The following is a 19,465-nucleotide window of genomic DNA, read 5'->3' as shown; positions in this document are numbered from 1 at the left end:
ATTTAGAACAACTCCTTACATTTTGTGTGAACCTCATGAGGTAGGAATGGATTACCGTCATATTTTAAGAAACTAGTAATCTTATCTGCATGTCCTACATTCATCTTCATAATGTTTGCGAGCTGACCAGTTGCATTATTTTCAACTACCATTACTTTTTTAGCAGATTGAACTAAAGGTAACACTTCATCAGTTGGGAACGGATGGATCAAACGAATTTGAGCATGGTTCACTTTAATACCATCATTCTCAAGCCGAGTCATTGCTTCTTCAATCGCACCGCGAGTTGAATTGAAGCCAACAACTAACAGGTCTGCATCCTCATGCTTCACATCTTTATGGACCGGAGTCTTAAATTGTATATTATTGATTTTTTTAAGTCGTTTTTCCATTTGATTAATACGGTTACCTGCAACCTCAGACGGTTTTCCTTGTTCATTATGTTCAACACCTGTTACATGGTGAATTCCATTTTTGACACCAGGTACTACACGTGGAGACACTCCGCTTTCCGTTACTTCATAGCGCCTAAAATACTCTTTATTCTCTAATTCAGGTAATTCATCTTTAAGGATAAGATTACCACGTCTAATCTCAATTTTTGAATAATCAAGGGGTTCAACTGTTTGCTTACCAAGTGAAAGTTGTAAATCTGTTAAGAAAATGACTGGACATTGATATTCTTCAGCAAGATTAAATGCTTCAATAATGTCATAAAATGCTTCCTGAACAGTACTTGGAGCCATGACAATCTTAGGTATTTCACCATGAGTCCCATAAATCATTGCCATTAAGTCCGATTGTTCTTGCTTTGTTGGAAGACCTGTACTTGGACCTCCACGTTGTGTATCAATAATGACAAGTGGTGTTTCTGTAATACCTGAAAGTCCAATTGATTCCATCATTAACGATAATCCAGGTCCGGCAGAAGCCGTAAATGCACGAACCCCAGCATAGTTGGATCCAATTGCCATTGTACATGCAGCGATTTCATCCTCGGTTTGAATTACTGTACCACCAAAATCAGGTAATTTGCTAATTAAGTATTCCATAATTTCAGAAGCTGGTGTAATTGGATATGCAGGCATAAATCTTGCACCACCTGCTAGAGCACCTAAAGCAATTGCATCATTACCAATCATGAACATACGTTGCTTTCCATCAGCTTTTTCTAGCTTCATTTTAATGTCTTCGCTCAGTTGATTATTTAAAAATTCAGCACCAGCCTTGATTGCTTCCATATTTTTTTCTACAACTTGCTGGCCTTTTCGACCAAATATTTCCTCTACCACATTAAGATAAACGCTTAATTCCAGATCTAGCAATGTGCTAGTTGCGCCAATCGCAACCATGTTTTTCATTAACGATGTTCCTAGTTCAGTTGCGATTTCAGTAAAAGGTACGGAAAATAAATGTACATTGGTGTTTTCAGGAATAGTCGGTCCAAATTTCGCATCCGCTAATACGACTCCACCATCGCGTAATTCATGGAAATTAAAATCAATAGTTTCCTGATCAAAAGCTACTAAAATATCAAGATCATCAGAGATAGCACGAACTTGAGTTGTACTTACACGAATTTTGTTATTCGTATGTCCACCTTTAATACGTGATGAAAAGTGGCGATAACCGTATAAATAGTAGCCTAGACGGTTTAGCGCTATGGAAAAGATTTCCCCTGTACTCTCAATTCCCTCGCCTTGTTGTCCGCCAACTTTCCACGAAAGTTGATTGATCATGACTTACACCCCTTTGGAATACATTCTAAATAAGATATTTTAAGATGAGCAGCGAATAGCACTTTCCAACCGAGCTGAATTTTTATTTCTTATGTAAATTCTATTTAAATGAAATTGGACTTTTTTAAGTTCAAAAGTGGAAAAGAACCCCAAAATCGAAGTGTAAAATGATGTCCATTTTTATACTGTTGGATATGTACTAAACGCTTTCAATTCTAGACCTATCAACGAAAAAAAGCAACCCTTAGCCAGTAAATTGTGAAGAAAAATGAATATTTTTATACTTTTCAATAAATTTTATATTACAGCCAAATAAAATGATTTTTTTATATTGGCAATGTCCCCATAAAATTGTTAAACAAGAATTTTTTTACCTGATTTTCGGAGTAATGTTTTAGTAGCATATTAATAAGGGCTTCATATCCCGAAAAGTTCTCAAGACCTGACGTCGTATCTGTTATACCGTCAAAGTCAGAGCCAAACCCCACATGATTCTCCCCACCTAACGAACAGATGTAGTCTAGATGTCTTAATACATCATTTATTGATGCATGACCATGACTACTTAAAAATTGCGGTACAAATGTAATTCCGATCATGCCATTCTTTTTTATTAGGGCTTCAATTTGTTCATTATCTAAATTACGACGATGGTTGCATATTGCCTTCGCATTTGAATGAGAAGCAATAGGATAATCAGCTACTTCAATGACATCCCAAAATCCCCTTACCGATAAATGAGATACATCTGTCCATACTGACGCCAGGTTAAGCTCTCTAACCACTTCGGTCCCAAAGGTGGATAATCCACCTCCACGCGGCTCTCCAACGCCATCTGCAACATAATTAGCATAATTCCATGTTAAGCCCACAGAAGACACCCCAAGTCTTAATAATGACTGGAGCCTCACTATGCTTTGTTCAATTGCGTCACAGCCTTCTAATGTTAACAGTACACCTATTTCTTCTTCTTTTAAGGCTAAAATATCTTCCTTTGTCCTAACTAGTTTTAATAATGGAAATGGAGCAACAATTTTCGTATAAAAGATTTCAACCATCTCTAACGCTACTTCAAATCTGCTTTCAGGTTTAACCTCTTCAGGTATATAAATAGCAAAACATTGCACCTTACTCCCCGATGCTTTTAGTCGGTTATAGGTAATGTGTAAGTTAGCTGAGTCTTTAAAGTCAATCGTGGGATCCATCCACATTTTATATAGTACATCTGAATGTGCATCGAATATTTTCACATCACGTCACTCCTTTCTCTTATTTTACACAAAAATACCTGTCTGTCTCACTGGACAAACAGGTCATTACCCGTCACTTGACCACTTTATATAGGTGTACATATAATTATCGTGGTTCAATAATTAATTTTATCGCGGTTCTTTCTTCACCATCAATTAAAATATCAGTAAATGCCGGAATACAAATCAGGTCCACTCCACTCGGTGCCACAAACCCTCTGGCTATCGCTACTGCCTTCACTGCCTGATTTAATGCACCTGCACCAATCGCTTGGATTTCTGCAGCTCCCCTCTCACGCAATACACCTGCAAGCGCTCCTGCTACAGAATTAGGATTAGATTTTGCTGAAACTTTTAATATTTCCATTTCTACTTTCCTCCTTGTTCTTTACAATGTTTCCCTGAGTGATCGGTAGAACCATACAAACTAGATCACCGCTAGTATCTTATGCGAGTTTCTTATATTTTTTTATAAGTATATACATCGCCAAATCTACCAGAGGATATCTATTCAACCAGGGATTACCGAGTCCTTTTGAACAACAATAATCATCCCATAACTACTATATTCACTAGAAACTATCAGTATTCCTGCTTGTTTCTAATCTTTTTCGAAAAATTCAAAAACTTAAATATAACATGAAAAAACCAAGATATCTACAAAGTATCTTGGTTAAAAAATAATTAATCAAAAAACGGATGATCGTCGTTAATGAGAATTCGTTGGATTCCCTTTGCCTTACCGCTCTTAGTATCTACATCAACAACGACTCCATTTAATTGTGTTCTTCCTTCAACAACCTCGAATCGAACTGGTAACGCCGTTTTAAATCTATGAATTACAGCTTCTTTTTCCATACCCAAAATTCCATCGTAAGGGCCTGTCATGCCCACATCGGTGATAAATGCAGTACCTTGTGGTAAAACACGATTGTCAGCTGTTTGTACATGTGTATGTGTTCCAACAACAGCAGTTACCCTTCCATCGAGGTACCAGCCCATTGCAATTTTTTCACTTGTTGCTTCGGCATGAAAATCCACAAAAATAATAGAAGTTCGTTTTTTCGCTTGTTTAATTAGTTCATCGCACCTTTTAAAAGGATCATCAATGGCAGGAAGAAATGTCCTTCCTTGTAAGTTAATAATAGCAACCTCTTGTCCATTCACTTTACTGTATATGATCCCTTGGCCTGGAGTACCTTCAGGGAAATTCGCTGGTCGCACCAAATTTTTCGCAGTATCGATAAATTCGAAAATATCTTTATTATCCCATGCATGATTACCAAGGGTAATAGCCCCAGCACCATTTTCGAGAAATTGGTTATAGATTTTTTTAGTAATTCCTCTACCTGATGCTGCATTTTCTCCATTTACGATTGTAAGTGCAGGATGGAATTTCGCCTTCAGTTTAGGAAGATATTCGTGAATCATAGCTCTTCCTGGTGAACCGACTACATCACCAATAAATAAAATCTTCATGTAAAAGCCCCTTTCAACATAAGTGAATCATAAAAATTAAAAAATCTCAACGCCAAAGAAGATTTTTTCAATGACAGACGTGTGAGAAGCTTCAAAACAAAAAAAATAAAGTGGTCAAAAACGACCACTTTATTTTTATTTTGCATATTCAACTGCTCTTGTTTCACGAATAACAGTTACCTTGATATGACCCGGATAATCTAACTCTTCTTCGATTCGCTTGCGGATATCACGAGCTAATCGGTGCGCATTTAAATCATCAATCGTATCAGGTTTCACAATTATTCTAACTTCACGCCCAGCTTGAATTGCAAAGGATTTTTCGACACCTTCATAGGATTCTGAAATCTCCTCTAGCTTTTCTAGGCGACGTATATAGTTCTCAAGTGTCTCACTTCTTGCACCAGGTCTTGCCGCAGATAGAGCATCGGCTGCTGCAACTAACACAGCAATAATTGATGTCGGCTCTGTGTCACCATGGTGGGAAGCAATACTATTGATAACCACTGGGTGCTCTTTATATTTCGTAGCTAGCTCTACTCCAATTTCAACATGGCTACCTTCCACTTCATGGTCAATAGCTTTACCGATGTCGTGTAAGAGTCCAGCACGACGAGCTAATGTTTCATCTTCACCTAACTCAGCAGCCATTAGGCCTGCTAAGATTGATACTTCCATTGAGTGTTTTAAGACATTTTGGCCATAGCTTGTACGATACTTCAAGCGACCTAAAATCTTAATTAAATCCGGATGGAGTCCATGAACACCAACCTCAAAGGTTGTTTGTTCACCCACTTCACGAATATACTCATCCACTTCACGTCTCGATTTATCAACCATCTCTTCAATACGCGCAGGGTGAATACGTCCGTCTTGAACAAGTTTTTCAAGTGCGATTCTTGCTGTTTCACGACGAATTGGGTCAAAGCCGGATAAAATAACTGCCTCTGGTGTATCATCAATGATAAGGTCAATACCCGTTAATGTTTCAAGGGTACGAATGTTTCTTCCTTCTCGACCGATAATACGTCCCTTCATCTCATCATTTGGCAAGTTCACTACAGATACTGTAGTTTCTGCAACATGATCAGCGGCACATCTTTGAATAGCAAGCGAAAGTACTTCTTTTGCTTTCTTATCAGATTCTTCCTTTGCACGATTTTCTGCCTCTTTCACCATCATAGCTATATCATGGGAAAGCTCATTTTCAATACGTTCAAGGATGATTTGCTTTGCTTCTTCACGTGTTAAGCTAGAAATACGCTCAAGTTCAGCTTGTTGATTATGCACCATCTCTTCCACTTTGCTTTCCATCTCTTCAATATGCTGTTGTCTTTGAGCGAGAGAATCCTCTTTCTTTTCTAACATGGATTCACGTTTATCTAATGTTTCATCCTTGCGATCAAGGTTCTCTTCCTTCTGCAATAAACGATTTTCTTGTTTTTGTAGTTCGTTTCTTCGATCACGGATTTCCTTTTCGGCCTCTGTACGAAGTTTGTGAATTTCATCCTTTGCCTCTAATAGTGCTTCCTTCTTTAAAGAATCTGCTTCTCTATTTGCATCTTCAATAATTTGTTCGGCAACACTTTTTGCACCAGCAATTTTAGTTTCGGCAATAGACTTACGAACATAAAAGCCAACAATCGCACCGACGATTAGGCCAAACAAAGCGGAGATGATTATAGAAATGGGATCCATCTTCTTCACCTCCTCTTGCTATAAACTTTTTCTTGCTAGATCAAAATGTCGGCATGTACATAATCAAATGCGCCTTGACGTATTAGCGCCCAGATTTTTTTCGAGCCTGCTCGAAAACTTCCATTGAAAATCGCATGTCTACGCCTAAGGCTTAACTTTATCCAACAGTGTTTATAAGTCTGCTGAATAAAATTAGACAATATACAGCACAAAGGCTTTTTAAGCTAATCAGATTCTTAGGTTGCGACCGAAAGCAGCTCAGACTACTCCGGGTCTGAATAGCAAAAGCTCAAACCGAGTTTTGCTTCTAACGTTTTAATTCTAACAAAATGTAAAATATACATTTTAATTGTAAATGTGTGAAATTTTATTGTCAAGACCTGTCAGAAATAGTGTTACATGAAAATGGAAATTTTAAGTAGTTAAATTGTGTTTTTGCGTTATGGGGGAGTAATAGAGGAGGATTATTTTTTCTGCATAATAAAAGAAGAGAGGCACAGTTTGTTGCGCCTCAATATCACATGTTTAGTCTAGTAAATCAAATTCTTCTTGCTCTTTATCTTCTTCAGGGGCAACTAAAACACCATCAAGTCCATAATGGTTTCTAATTTGCTGAAGGATTTCATTACGAACATCAGGGTTTTCTTTTAAGAATTGTTTCGCATTTTCGCGACCCTGACCAACTCTTTCTTCATTATAAGAATACCAAGAGCCACTCTTTTGGACGATATCGAGTTCCGAACCGATATCAATGATTTCACCCTCAATTGAAATTCCTTCTCCGTACATAATGTCTACTTCAGCTGTTTTAAATGGTGGTGCTACTTTATTTTTAACAACCTTCACTTTTGTTCTATTACCAACAAGTTCATTGCCTTGTTTTAATTGTTCCGCACGTCGAACCTCTAGTCTTACAGAAGAATAGAATTTAAGCGCACGTCCGCCTGGTGTTGTTTCTGGGTTTCCGAACATAACCCCAATTTTTTCACGGACTTGGTTAATGAAAATAGCAATTGTATTTGATTTATTAATTGCACCTGAAAGCTTACGTAGTGCTTGTGACATTAAGCGGGCTTGCAGACCCATATGGGAGTCACCCATTTCACCTTCAATTTCCGCTTTTGGAACAAGTGCTGCAACAGAGTCAACTACTAAAATATCGACTGCACCACTACGTACTAATGCTTCAGCTATTTCTAATGCTTGTTCACCAGTGTCAGGCTGCGATAATAATAGTTCGTCAATGTTTACACCTAATTTTTGTGCATATGCTGGATCAAGCGCATGTTCCGCGTCAATAAACGCTGCTTGTCCACCAGTTTTTTGTACTTCAGCAATCGCATGAAGTGCTACAGTTGTTTTACCAGAGCTTTCTGGTCCATATATTTCAATTATCCGTCCTCTTGGATATCCTCCAACACCTAATGCTACGTCTACTGCTAGTGAACCACTTGATATAGTGGAAATTCTACGATCAGTTTGTTCTCCAAGCTTCATGATTGAGCCCTTACCAAACTGTTTCTCTATCTGCTTCAATGCCATTTCTAAGGCCGCTTGACGATCACTCACTATATTTCCTCCTTTATTCGTGAAACTATTATTACTATACAATGTTTTGTTCGATTTAACAAGCAAAAAATCGAACATTCATTCGATTATTTTCGTTAATAGTTTTTTCCATATATCCCATTTTTAAATAGATAAAAATCATATTTTCACAGAATTAGAGACCATCAAATTTGGTTTTTATCTCTTTAAAAATTTTACACATAATAAAAAATAGCGTAAATTTGATAACCTACGCTATTTCATAATCTACTCCACTACCGTACGTTATTTCTTCGTATATTCCTCTTCCCATACTTTATCTAAAACTTGATTGAACACTTCAACTGGTTGAGCGCCAGATACAGCATACTTGTCATCAATAACAAAAAAAGGAACTCCTTGCACACCAACTGAACGAGCCTCAGAGATATCATTTGTTACCTTATCGGTATTTTCATTATTATCCGTGATGATTCTACGTACTTCGGTGCTATCAAGACCTAACTCTTCTGCTAATCGAACAATTGTTTCAGTATCACTTAAAATCTCACCTTCCGTAAAATGGGCAGCATAAAAGCGATTGAAAAATTCATTACCTTTTCCTTGTTCCTTAGCATACTGGAAGACGCGATGAGTATCATACGTGCTGGTCAACTTAGCTATATCATAGTTGATTTCAACTCCTGAATTTTTCCCCATATCAGTCACTTGTTTAAGCATTGTCCTAGCTTGCTCTATCGGTACTCCCTTCATACTCGAGAAGGTTTCAGCGTAATCTTGACCAGGAACATATTTTGCGTCTGGCATTAATAAAAAGCTTTTATATTCTATTTCAACTTCTTGGGCATGGCTAAATTTCTCTAATGCTTTGTCAAGATGTGATTCTCCTATAAAACAGAAAGGACACACAAAATCCGACCATATTGTTATCTTCATTTTTCTCCCTCTTTCTTTTGAGTTACCGGACCACAGATTCCAGTATTGATATCACAGATAAAACCTGAGGAACTGTCAAAGTTCAAGCTTTTTAACTTCTTGTTGCCATTTTGTTCTTTCAAAACTCCTTTATCTTTGCCTTCGATTGGGCCTGTTACAGGATTGTCTTGCTTGTCATTTAACATCAAGTATTCCTCCTTACTATTTCCACTATAATTAGTTTAAATGAATTTCCTCATGATTTCTAATAATTGAACCAAGGAGTAAAATTTATATTATTTACTCTACTGTCAACTAAAAAAAGACGATCCATTAATCGTCTTTTTGAATGCTTACCTGTCTTATGCGTTTAATAATTGTAGTAAATAATAAAAACCATATTTAACCGTTCTCGTTCGTATTCCTTGACGGGAACCTGCTAACTTTAATGAGTACACCTTTGTTGGTTGATCTAAAATGGAGATTCCGATATACACTGTCCCTACTGGTTTACCCTCCGATTCACCAGGACCCGCTACACCTGTAAAACTAATCCCAATATCAGAGTTTAAGAGACTCTTTACATTCTCCGCAAGTTCTTCTGCTGTCGAGTGACTAACAGCCCCATCTGTATCGAGAGTTTCTTTCTTAACATGTAGTACATGTTCCTTTACTTCGTTCGTATAGCACACAACTCCACCCTTTACTACGGATGAGGAACCCGCTAAATTGGTAAGTTCTTCAGCGAACAATCCTCCTGTTAAGCTTTCAGCACTAGCTATCGTATATTTCTTATCTTTGAGTTGATTCATAAGTTCATTGACTAACGACGTCGAATTATATCCGTAAAAGAACGTTCCTACTCTTTTTAGAATTTGCTCCTCAGTCTCATCCAATAATTTATTAGCAGTGTCAAGTGAGCTATGCTTTGCTGTTAATCGAATGGTCACTTCACCATCGCTCGCCAAAGGCGCTATCGTAGGGTTCGATTGATTATCAATTAAATCCTCGATCTCCGTTTCAAGCTGTGATTCTCCAATACCAAAGAAACGCAATACTCTTGATTCAATTCGTTCGACAGCACCTAGTGAATTTAATAAGAATGGGGATCCATACGATAAGAACATTGGATTAAGCTCTTTTGGAGGCCCCGGGAATAGCATATATGTTTTCTTATCTACTTCAAGGCCCATACCAGGTGCCATACCATGGTCATTCGGGAGAATCTTAGACCCTTCTAACACAAGTGCCTGTTTTTTATTATTCTCTGTCATATGTCGATTTGTCTTTTTAAAGTAATCTTCTATACTACGTAATGCATCCTCATCAAAGGTGAGCTTTTTACCTAATACCTTTGCGATTGTCTCTTTTGTTAAATCATCCTTTGTTGGTCCTAAACCACCTGTAAAAATGATTAAGTCTGAACGAGATTGGGAGATTTTAATTGCTTCCTCTAAACGATTAGAATTGTCACCAACGACTGTGTGGAAATAAACATTGATTCCTAACTCAGCTAATTGTTTTGAAAGGAATTGAGCATTTGTATTAGCGATTTGACCCAATAGGAGCTCAGAGCCAACAGCAATTATTTCAGCATTCATTAGATAAAGTCACCATCCTATTTGGAGTTAACAAAGACTCCTTTGTTCTTTGCAAAATAATCCCAACCAGAAATAACCGTAAAAATAACTGCAATCCAAAGGGCAATCATATCAAACGGGATTGAAAGGAATTCAAACGGCCAATTATGTAACAGAAGGGCCGAAACAGCCACTACTTGAGCCCACATTTTAATTTTCCCAAGCATCTTGGCAGCAGAAACCTCTCCACCTTCAGCTAATAACAAACGTAATCCGGTTACAGCAAATTCTCTACTTATAATAATTACAACCATCCAAGCAGGGGCTAGACCAAACTGTACTAGACTAACTAATGCAGCACAAACAAGTAGCTTGTCCGCTAGTGGGTCTAGAAATTTCCCCAAGTTTGTTACTAAGTTATGCTTTCGAGCCAAATGACCATCAATCCAATCTGTACTTGAAGCAACTATAAAAATAATTGCACCTACCAAGTGGGCTATTGGTATGGACATTGAGCCTATCGCAACATCTCCCCAACCAAATGGAACAAACATTACAATTAAAAAGAGTGGAATTAAACAAATCCTTGCTACAGTAATTTTATTTGGTAAATTCACGTTCATACCTCCAAGAAATACTAAAATATACTAAAATATCTACAATAGTGATAATACCACTTATAAGAAACAAAAAGCCATCAGAATGATGACTTTTTTTGTTATTCCGCTGTTTCAGGAGTAAATTTAATGGTAAATATTTGTTGAACAACTTCGCCAGTGCTAAATGGATATTGGAATGGTTCACCATTTATTTCGATTGCAAGATCTGCTGACCTTCCAATATTAAAATTAATTTCAGATTGGTTAGTTAAGTCCACTTCCTCTGACTGACCATCAGCAATGTTTTTCCAGACAAATCTTTCATTTTGTCTATTTGTGACAGCAACCCACGCTTGACCACCTTCTTTGGCTGTGAGTTTCACTTTAAATGAATCCGTATTTTTTAATTCATAGGTTGCAGTACTTTTTTCCTTTTCAACTTCAACTAACTCCTGAGTAGTTGTTTCGTCGGAAGATTCCTCATCTTCTTGAGAAGGATCATTGTCCGTCTCACCCGCTACCTGTTCCTCTTCACCTGGCTCTTCCTTTGGTTCAGTAGGAGTAGGAGGTGGCTCATTCGATTCTTCATACTCTGTCGCCTGATTTTCGATTTGCTTTTCAGGTTCCTGTGCAACATCCTTTTTAGATACAAACCAATAGATGGTCATTGCACCACCAAGGAGGAAAAGTGCCAATATAATCATTGGGACTTTGTCTATAATTTTTGAGTTAGACGTTGGTAGTTGTCTTCTCGATTTTACTCTTGATATTTGTTCAGGAATTTCATCGGTATTTGTTCCAGGAATCTCGGATTTAAACTCCTCAAATAATTGCTCTGGATTTAATCCTACCGCCTCTGCATACTGTTTAATAAATGCTCGGATATAGAATTTTCCAGGCATTACATTATAATTACCTTCTTCAATCCCAACTAGATACCTTTTTTGAATTTTTGTCATTTGTTGTAAGTCATCTAAACTTAAATCCCTTTGTTCCCTAGCTTCTTTAAGTCGAGATCCTAATTCAGTCATTATTTTCACCTACCACTTCAAGGCGTATTCGCGTTCATAATATTAGCACTTTTAACCTTTTTTAGTAAAGATTTAGTTTCATCTTATCAAAAATCAAAACCTGAAAAATCAGATTGTGAAAACTGTTGGTCTTCAATATCGTATGTAATTTCCTCTTCAGGATCATTTCGGAGTTCAATGATATAATCAAAATCCTTCAATGAATACTCTGTGTAACGTACAAATATATCAGGATGTTCTACTAATTTAACAGCGGGCAACCTCATTATTTCCCTTACTAGCTGCAGATGCCTTTCTGTTGCACGCTTTGTAGAAACAATGCCATCTATTATAAAAAGATTATCAACATTATACTCATCCTGAATAAGCTCATTTCTCACTGTTTGTTTTAGTAATGTCGAGGAAACAAATAACCATTTTTTATGTGCACACACACTTGCCGCAACAACTGATTCTGTCTTACCGACCCTTGGCATGCCTCGAATCCCAATAAGCTTATGGCCCTCTTGTTTAATTAGTTCAGCCATGAAGTCAACGAGTAGACCTAGTTCGTCTCGAGTAAAACGAAATGTCTTTTTATCATCACCATCTCGTTGAATATATCTACCATGTCTTACAGCAAGCTTATCACGTAACTTGGGCTCCCTTAATTTTGTGACGTTTATCGTATCCATTGTATGTAAAATTGATTCAAGTCTCTCAATTTGCTCATTATTATCACTTAATAAAAGCATGCCCCTTCTACGATCATCTACACCATTTATTGTAACAATATTTATCGAAAGCATTCCTAGTAGAGAAGAAATATCACCAAGAAGTCCAGGGCGATTTTTTGCTATTTCATATTCCAAATACCACTCTTTTTTCTCCAAAGTGTCCCAGCCCCTCGCCACTAACGATTTGTGGATATTATTACCAATTTAGAATTCAAGCATCATTTTCATTATAAACTAATCAATTGATATTTTATAGTAGGGGATAATAAAATTAAGTTAATTTTATTGAAGTAAACGTTTTCTTTGTTTTATAAAGTGGTGAAATTTAGATTTATTATGCATAAACAAAAAAGAGAGGAAAATCCTCTCTAGTTTTTGTGTAATCTACTTACCCTTGGACAAGCTTAACCATTACATTTGCAATCGCTTGTTGCTCTTCTTCTGAAGCGACATTCCAAAGGTCTCGTAATACTTTTTCTTGAGCATTTTTTGGCTCAACTTCACTTGCTAGGTAGTCACCTAGTTGATGAGCCATGTTATTGATTACGTTTTGATCCATTCCCTCAGACTTTGCATGCTGCAAGCGATCACCTAAAAAATCTTTCCACTCTTCAAAGTTATCTAATACTGACATAAGTGACCCTCCTTATTAGGTTAGTACATAGTTAGTTTGTCAATTGTAAACTAAATTATTCGTAAAAGTTAAGTAATGACTACTTAACAGTACCAGCCACCATTTACAGAAAGAACTTGCCCAGTAATATAAGAAGCCTTATTTGAAAGTAAAAATGCCACAGCATTTGCTACTTCACTTGGCTCTCCTATTCTCCCCATAGGGATTTCATTACTTATTCCTTGTATATCCTCTTCTGTAAACTCTTGAAGCATATTTGTGTGTATTGCACCTGGTGCAACAGCGTTAACACGAATTCCACTTAAAGCAACTTCTTTAGCTAGTGCTTTGACAAACGAAATTTGTCCGCCCTTTACCATCGAATAAAGGACCTCACATGAAGCACCCGCGATACCCCAGATTGAAGAAATAACGATAATATTACCACTTTTCTTTGTAATCATGGTAGGGAGCAAAGCTTTTGTAAGCATATATGGTGTACTTATATGTAATTGAACCATATAATCCACAGTTTGCTGATTAAAATCGGTCATGAGGCCGTATACGCTTTTACCTGAATTGTGGATGATTGTATCAATCGGATGCTGAATCTGGTTAACGAGCACCTCGACACCTTCTGGTTGACTTAAATCAGCTTTAACAAGATATGTCTCTACTCCAATATGCTTTAATTCCTCTGCTACTTTAATAACAGCTTGTTCATTTTGATTATAATGGAGGTATAGCAAATAACCACAATATGCAAGCTTTTTCGCAATTGCACCTCCAATACCTCCGCTTGCACCCGTTACTAATGCATATTTTTTCATAACCATTCCCCTTAAAAAAGCATCCTTTAGTTAAAGGATGCTTACAACTCATTGTTTTTTAGGTACAACTTGGCACTCTGTCATTCGAATCTCATCAAAAAATTCATTCACTGTATGCGTTATATCATCGACAGTCAGACTTTCCATCACTGGCACCACATCGAATAAATTCATATCATTAAATGCGTATCTCGTGAATTGGTTTGCAATGTAATCCGGTGAATTTAGAGAACGTAAAAAGGCTCCAATTTTTTTCTTTTTAACTCGTTCAAGTTCTTCCGAAGTTATCGCTGCACCCTTACTGGAAAGCATAATAGTTCTAACTCTTGAAGATAATTCATCTGGGTTGGATGTATCTCCCCCAATAACAGCAAAGCCAAATCCTAGTTCTTCCGTATAATCGTACGTAAAGGTATCATCAATTAAACCTTCGTCATAGAGTGCTTGATAATGTTTTGAGCTCTTTCCAAATAACCAATCTAAAATAATCGTAATCGATAATTCCCGTTTTAGCAATTCATTGCCACGAAGGGTTGGATTTAAAGCTTTTACACCTACCATACATTTTGAGGACTGGACATTCATTTCAAGCACTTTCTTCTTTTCATTCACTTCTACAGGCTCATCTTCAAAATGACGATTAATCTCTGATTGATCCTTATAATCCTTTTTCGCTTGGTTTGATCGTATTTGTTCTATGATTTTTTCTGGTTCGATTGGACCAACTACAAATAACACCATATTACTTGGGTGATAGAAGGTTTCATAACATTCGTAAAGCATGTCTTTTGTTATTTTTGCAATAGAGTCAATCGTACCGGCTATATCGATGCGTACAGGATGGTTTTTATACATATTTTCAATAACACCAAAATAGAGTCTCCAATCCGGATTGTCATCATACATCGTAATCTCTTGACCGATAATTCCTTTTTCTTTTTCGACAGTGTTCTCGGTAAAATACGGACTTTGAACAAAGTCAATTAAGGTTTCAAGGTTTAATTCAACATTAGATGTACTTGAAAAAAGATAGGCCGTTCTTGTAAATGACGTAAACGCATTTGCTGATGCACCTTGTTTACTAAAATCCTGGAATACATCCCCATCTTCTTTCTCAAATAACTTATGTTCTAAAAAGTGAGCAATTCCATCGGGTACATGAACAAATTCATCTTTACCTAAAGGTACAAATTGATTATCTACAGAGCCATAATTTGTGGTGAAGGTTGCATACGTTTTGTTAAAACCCTTTTTTGGGAGGATGTAGACATTAAGGCCATTCTCAAGCTTTTCATGAAAAAGATCCTCTTGTAATTGATCAAATGTGATTTTTTCCATTACTTGCCGCCCTCCAATCCAGTAAGGAAGTAGATGGTATCAAGTTCAATTTTCTTTGCAACATTGACTACTTCCTCCTTCGTAACTGCCTCAATTCCAGCTATCCATTCCTCAAGCTTTCTCGATTTTGAAGAGACAACATTGTGGTATAATACCTCTGCAATCCCTCTTGATGTATCAATCGTTTCTAATAACTGGTTTCTAATCACCGCTTTTGTTTGAGCCAGGACTTCATCAGTAAAATCTCCGTCGATCATTGCCTTCATTTGTTCCTTAATGATGGTAACTGCACGTTCATAATTTGCAGCGTCGATTCCTGACATCACCATTAGAAGCCCTTTATGACTTTCTACACGTGACGCCGCGTAGTACGCTAAACTTTCTTTTTCGCGAACATTTATAAATAATTTAGAATGTGAAAACCCGCCAAAAATTCCATTAAACACTTGGAGAGCATCATAGTCTGAATCACTATACGTGGTATTTGTTCTAAACCCAATATTGAGTTTTCCTTGTTTTACATCTTGCTTTTCGATGACTTCATTAACTTCAGCAACATGTTTTGTTTTTGCTTCCGGTTGTAAACGCACGTTTCTATCGGAAAAATTAAATGTTGATGACACTGTTTCAGCTACCTTCGCTGAATCAATATGACCGATAATATATAAATCAATTTCATCCTCTGCGATTGCTTTTTGATAATAGGCATAGAGAGATTCAGCAGAAATAACCTCAAGATCCTCAATTCGTCCATTTACATGAAGATGATAGGGCTCATCTTTACACATTTCTTCAATTAATCGTAAATTTGAATACCTCATTTTATCATCGTAGACGGCTTGAATCCGTTGTTTTAAGCTACGTTTCTCTTTCTCAATAATCTCGCTTTTAAAGGCTCCATTTTCAGTGACCGGGGAAAGTACAATTTCCTGTAACAACGTTAGCGCTTTATCTAGAAGTGGTGTTTGGTCCTTTAAGAAAATTTCGTTAGCAACTTCCATGAAGAAAGTAATAATATGGTGTTCCCCTTTTTTTGCTAGGTCCACATATAAAACTGCACCGTATAATTCATCCAAATAAGATCGTAATAGGGTTGTTTGCGGATAGCTAGGTGTTGCACTTTGCAAAACATAAGGTAATAATGCTCTTTGTGTTACATTTTCTTCATCCAATGGAGCTTTCATTCTAAGCACAATTGTATTTGTTTTAAATTTATCTGTATGAATCGTATGGAGAGTTAAGCCATTGACTTTTTGCTCAGTTTCGTCCAGTAAAAACATGTAACAGCCTCCTTTTTGGTCATTCCAAATCCTATATGGCTATTTTTCAACTAAAACCGTTTATTTAATCTTAAAATCACTATAACCTCAAATTAGCAATAAATTCAAGTTTTGGCTCCAAGATTTTCCTTATATAAAAAAAACAAACCGTAACCGGTTTGTCCTTTGTTTATTGATTTTTTGCAAGTTCGGTTTTTAAATATGTTAAGAATTCATTTGCCTTCTTTTCAGGTGCTTTCGTCATGTAACTTACAACAACATAGATCAGGATGGAAAGTAGAAGCCCCCAAACACCCGAACCATATCCAAATGGCTTAAGCTGCAGAGCTTCCAAAAAAATCACAACGGCTCCACTTATCGTTACACTTAAAATAACTCCCGCCGCTGTACCCCTTCTCCAGAAAAAAGCACCTATGATTGCTGGAACGACAACGATTAAGCCTGCAGAGGATGCAACTGACAGTACCGCTATTAAATCTAACTGTAATTCAGCAAAGCCATATGCAAGAACAGCAATTACTGGAATTACAAATTTACCTACCTTTAACTGTCGTTGTTCATCCTTACGTTTTAACGACATGCCATAAACATCTCTTGCAAATAACGAAGAGAGTGTCAACAAGATTGAATCAATTGTTGAAATAGCAGCTGCCATAATCGACACCATCACAATAACACCTAATATCACTGGTACATATTCCGATGAAAGTAGATTTGGAGTTGCAACATCGGGATTCTTAAGTCCTGGGAATATTAATATAGCTGAATACCCCCACATAACAGAAACAATTGTATAAATAAAACCAAAACCTAGGAACCCTAATAACATTTTACGTAAGTCTCCTAAGGATGCTGGCATGTATAATCGCTGGCTCACTTGAGGATTTGAAAGACTAAAGAAAATCCAGGGAATGGTTAAAGATAGAAAGGTTGGGAAGCTGAAATATCCGTTTCCAGGAACGGTTAACGACTCTGGATGGTTAGTCCTTAATTCACTAAAGAAACTTCCAAACCCGCCTAGAGCATTTACTACTAAAATGACAACTAAACTAGATGATACAATCATTACAAGTGCCTGAAGGGAATCTGTCCACATTACTGAACGGATACCTGAAATATATGTAAAAATTAATGCTAATACTGTAGCTAAAATTGCACCTGTTGTAAAAGAAATTCCACCATTTGTCATTCCCTCTAGTAAATAACCTACACCCGCTAATTGAACAGCACTGTAAGGGATAAGAAAAATACAACTAGAAATTGAGATAATAGCGGCGACTCTTTTATCATTGTAGCGATCACCTAACATCTCGGATGGTGTTACATAACCATATTTCTTTCCTACTATCCAAAATCGAGGACCAAAAAAGGCAACTAGTGAAACACCAATAAAATATATAATTTCAAAACCTAAAGCTCCGACACCACCTCGATAAGTCAAACCAGCTAAACCAACCATCATAAATGCACTATAGGTTGTAGCACTATAACTTAGAGCAGAAACAAAACCATTCATTTTTCTGTTTCCTAAAAAATACCCTTCCATATTTACCTGCTTTTCACTTCGAGATAAATAAGCAATATATACGGCTAGAGCAACATAAATAACTATTCCCCACCAAACAATGTTTGCACTCATTCATGTCTCACCTCCAGTTTCTAGTCAATATATAATTGATTACGATAATAATTAAACCTAAAACAACCCATAGCAGAAAACTTCCATACCACACCGCTACATCAGATAAGAAAACATAAGGAACAATATAGGCCATCACAACTACAATGAGGCATATACTCCCCCAAAAAATCTCCTTTTTACTCATTTTTTTCCTCCCTGAAAAAGTTTAAAAAAAGGAATGACAATACTGCCATTCCTTTTTTTAACTATATTCTTAACGTTTACCAGAGTCAAATGGCTCTCCTGCAGCTTTTGGTGCCTGCGAAGATTTAGAAAACAACACTAAAGCTATAAGTGTTACCACATATGGAAAAATCTTCAAAATGATTGGTGGTATCACAGCGAGTTCTGGAATAACCTGTGATACGTTTGCTACAGTACTCGCAAAGCCGAAGAACAATGTAGCACCTAGAATACCAAGTGGTTTCCATTGTCCAAAGATTAGTGAAGCAAGAGCTAAGAATCCTAATCCTGAAACGGTACCTGTAAACTCACCAGCATACGTTACAATAATTAGTGCTCCTCCTAACCCAGAAAATGCACCAGATAGTAATACACCTAGATAGCGTATTCTTCTAACATTTACACCAGCCGCTTCTGCAGCTTGAGGATATTCTCCACAAGAACGTAACCGAAGCCCTGTTTTTGTTTTATATAAAACAAAAGAGCTAACTAATAAGACAAATAAGATAAACCAAGTAGTTGGGTATGTTTTTGTGAAAAACAAGTCACCAATTACAGGGATTGAAGATAAACCAGGAATGTCACTAGGTGAAAATCCACTTGTAATTCGGATATTCCCACTACCTGTAATATTTCTAGCTAAAAACACAGTAAGTGCTCCAGCAATCATATTGATTGCGGTACCACTTATGATTTGGTTAGCATTTAAGTTAATACTTGCAAATGCATGTAGAAGGGAAAAGAGCATTCCCACAATCGCAGCAACTAATAAACCTATCCAAAGAACTAAGCTTTGATTTGCCATATTATCTTGGAGGTAGTAAATCGTAAGTGACCCTGCAAAAGCTCCAAAGATCATCAGCCCATCTAAGCCGATATTTACAACACCACTTCGTTCACTAAATAATCCACCAAGCGCTGTTATAAGAAGAGGGATTGTAAAAACAATGGCGTATGGAAAAATCTGTTCAATTAAAGCCCACAT

The 19,465-nt window shown here is 36.9% G+C and carries 19 protein-coding genes; all 19 read right to left on the bottom strand.

Annotated features, from left to right (window positions below; genetic code table 11):
• Window positions 1–2: 2 nt before the first annotated feature.
• Complete coding sequence (locus CZ490_RS05195) at window positions 3–1,739, bottom strand: 2-oxoacid:acceptor oxidoreductase subunit alpha (RefSeq protein ID WP_077617897.1); 1,737 nt, start codon at window positions 1,737–1,739, stop codon at window positions 3–5.
• 326 nt (window positions 1,740–2,065) lie between these two features.
• Window positions 2,066–2,950 carry a dipeptidase gene (locus CZ490_RS05190; RefSeq protein ID WP_234987290.1) on the bottom strand — a complete coding sequence of 295 codons (885 nt, stop codon included), beginning with the start codon at window positions 2,948–2,950 and terminating at the stop codon, window positions 2,066–2,068.
• Between the two features lie 145 nt (window positions 2,951–3,095).
• The gene (spoVS, locus tag CZ490_RS05185; RefSeq protein WP_029281188.1) at window positions 3,096–3,356 is read right to left on the bottom strand and encodes a stage V sporulation protein SpoVS; all 261 of its coding nucleotides are present in this window, start codon (window positions 3,354–3,356) and stop codon (window positions 3,096–3,098) included.
• 317 nt (window positions 3,357–3,673) lie between these two features.
• Window positions 3,674–4,468, bottom strand: coding sequence for a TIGR00282 family metallophosphoesterase (locus tag CZ490_RS05180; protein ID WP_077617895.1), 795 nt, complete (start codon window positions 4,466–4,468; stop codon window positions 3,674–3,676).
• Between the two features lie 135 nt (window positions 4,469–4,603).
• Window positions 4,604–6,166 (bottom strand): ribonuclease Y, encoded by a 1,563-nt coding sequence (gene rny, locus CZ490_RS05175; RefSeq protein WP_077617894.1) that lies wholly within the window; start codon window positions 6,164–6,166, stop codon window positions 4,604–4,606.
• A gap of 525 nt (window positions 6,167–6,691) precedes the next feature.
• On the bottom strand, window positions 6,692–7,735 hold the full coding sequence (gene recA, locus CZ490_RS05170; protein WP_077617893.1) for a recombinase RecA: 1,044 nt from the start codon (window positions 7,733–7,735) through the stop codon (window positions 6,692–6,694).
• A 264-nt stretch (window positions 7,736–7,999) separates the two neighbouring features.
• Window positions 8,000–8,650, bottom strand: coding sequence for a DsbA family oxidoreductase (locus CZ490_RS05165; protein WP_077617892.1), 651 nt, complete (start codon window positions 8,648–8,650; stop codon window positions 8,000–8,002).
• Entirely contained in the window at window positions 8,647–8,835 is a 189-nt protein-coding gene (locus tag CZ490_RS05160) for a hypothetical protein (protein WP_077617891.1), read from the bottom strand. The genes CZ490_RS05165 and CZ490_RS05160 overlap by 4 nt, the downstream gene beginning before the upstream one ends.
• A 156-nt stretch (window positions 8,836–8,991) precedes the next feature.
• The gene (locus CZ490_RS05155; protein ID WP_077617890.1) at window positions 8,992–10,230 is read right to left on the bottom strand and encodes a competence/damage-inducible protein A; all 1,239 of its coding nucleotides are present in this window, start codon (window positions 10,228–10,230) and stop codon (window positions 8,992–8,994) included.
• Window positions 10,231–10,247: 17 nt separating this feature from the next.
• On the bottom strand, window positions 10,248–10,826 hold the full coding sequence (gene pgsA / locus CZ490_RS05150) for a CDP-diacylglycerol--glycerol-3-phosphate 3-phosphatidyltransferase (protein WP_077617889.1): 579 nt from the start codon (window positions 10,824–10,826) through the stop codon (window positions 10,248–10,250).
• A gap of 101 nt (window positions 10,827–10,927) precedes the next feature.
• Window positions 10,928–11,839, bottom strand: coding sequence for a helix-turn-helix domain-containing protein (locus tag CZ490_RS05145; protein ID WP_077617888.1), 912 nt, complete (start codon window positions 11,837–11,839; stop codon window positions 10,928–10,930).
• 86 nt (window positions 11,840–11,925) lie between these two features.
• Window positions 11,926–12,711 carry a YmfK family protein gene (locus tag CZ490_RS05140; RefSeq protein WP_077617887.1) on the bottom strand — a complete coding sequence of 262 codons (786 nt, stop codon included), beginning with the start codon at window positions 12,709–12,711 and terminating at the stop codon, window positions 11,926–11,928.
• 232 nt (window positions 12,712–12,943) lie between these two features.
• Window positions 12,944–13,189 carry a DUF3243 domain-containing protein gene (locus CZ490_RS05135; protein WP_077617886.1) on the bottom strand — a complete coding sequence of 82 codons (246 nt, stop codon included), beginning with the start codon at window positions 13,187–13,189 and terminating at the stop codon, window positions 12,944–12,946.
• Window positions 13,190–13,272: 83 nt separating this feature from the next.
• Window positions 13,273–13,998: an elongation factor P 5-aminopentanone reductase gene (gene ymfI, locus CZ490_RS05130; protein ID WP_077617885.1), complete on the bottom strand. Its 726-nt coding sequence runs from the start codon at window positions 13,996–13,998 to the stop codon at window positions 13,273–13,275.
• Window positions 13,999–14,046: 48 nt separating this feature from the next.
• Window positions 14,047–15,336 (bottom strand): EF-P 5-aminopentanol modification-associated protein YfmH, encoded by a 1,290-nt coding sequence (gene yfmH / locus CZ490_RS05125; RefSeq protein WP_077617884.1) that lies wholly within the window; start codon window positions 15,334–15,336, stop codon window positions 14,047–14,049.
• The gene (gene yfmF / locus CZ490_RS05120; RefSeq protein ID WP_077617883.1) at window positions 15,336–16,616 is read right to left on the bottom strand and encodes an EF-P 5-aminopentanol modification-associated protein YfmF; all 1,281 of its coding nucleotides are present in this window, start codon (window positions 16,614–16,616) and stop codon (window positions 15,336–15,338) included. Before yfmF ends, yfmH begins: the two co-directional genes overlap by 1 nt.
• A 169-nt stretch (window positions 16,617–16,785) precedes the next feature.
• Complete coding sequence (locus CZ490_RS05115; protein WP_077617882.1) at window positions 16,786–18,255, bottom strand: sodium:solute symporter family protein; 1,470 nt, start codon at window positions 18,253–18,255, stop codon at window positions 16,786–16,788.
• Window positions 18,256–18,262: 7 nt separating this feature from the next.
• Window positions 18,263–18,442 (bottom strand): hypothetical protein, encoded by a 180-nt coding sequence (locus CZ490_RS05110; RefSeq protein WP_077617881.1) that lies wholly within the window; start codon window positions 18,440–18,442, stop codon window positions 18,263–18,265.
• A gap of 69 nt (window positions 18,443–18,511) precedes the next feature.
• Window positions 18,512–19,465 carry an ABC transporter permease gene (locus CZ490_RS05105; protein ID WP_077617880.1) on the bottom strand — a complete coding sequence of 318 codons (954 nt, stop codon included), beginning with the start codon at window positions 19,463–19,465 and terminating at the stop codon, window positions 18,512–18,514.

It is taken from the genome of Litchfieldia sinesaloumensis (assembly GCF_900156865.1).
GTDB classification, from domain to species: domain Bacteria; phylum Bacillota; class Bacilli; order Bacillales; family Bacillaceae_L; genus Ferdinandcohnia; species Ferdinandcohnia sinesaloumensis.
Note: the sequence above shows the minus strand (reverse complement) of the source record. Positions and strands in the feature narration are given on the sequence as shown.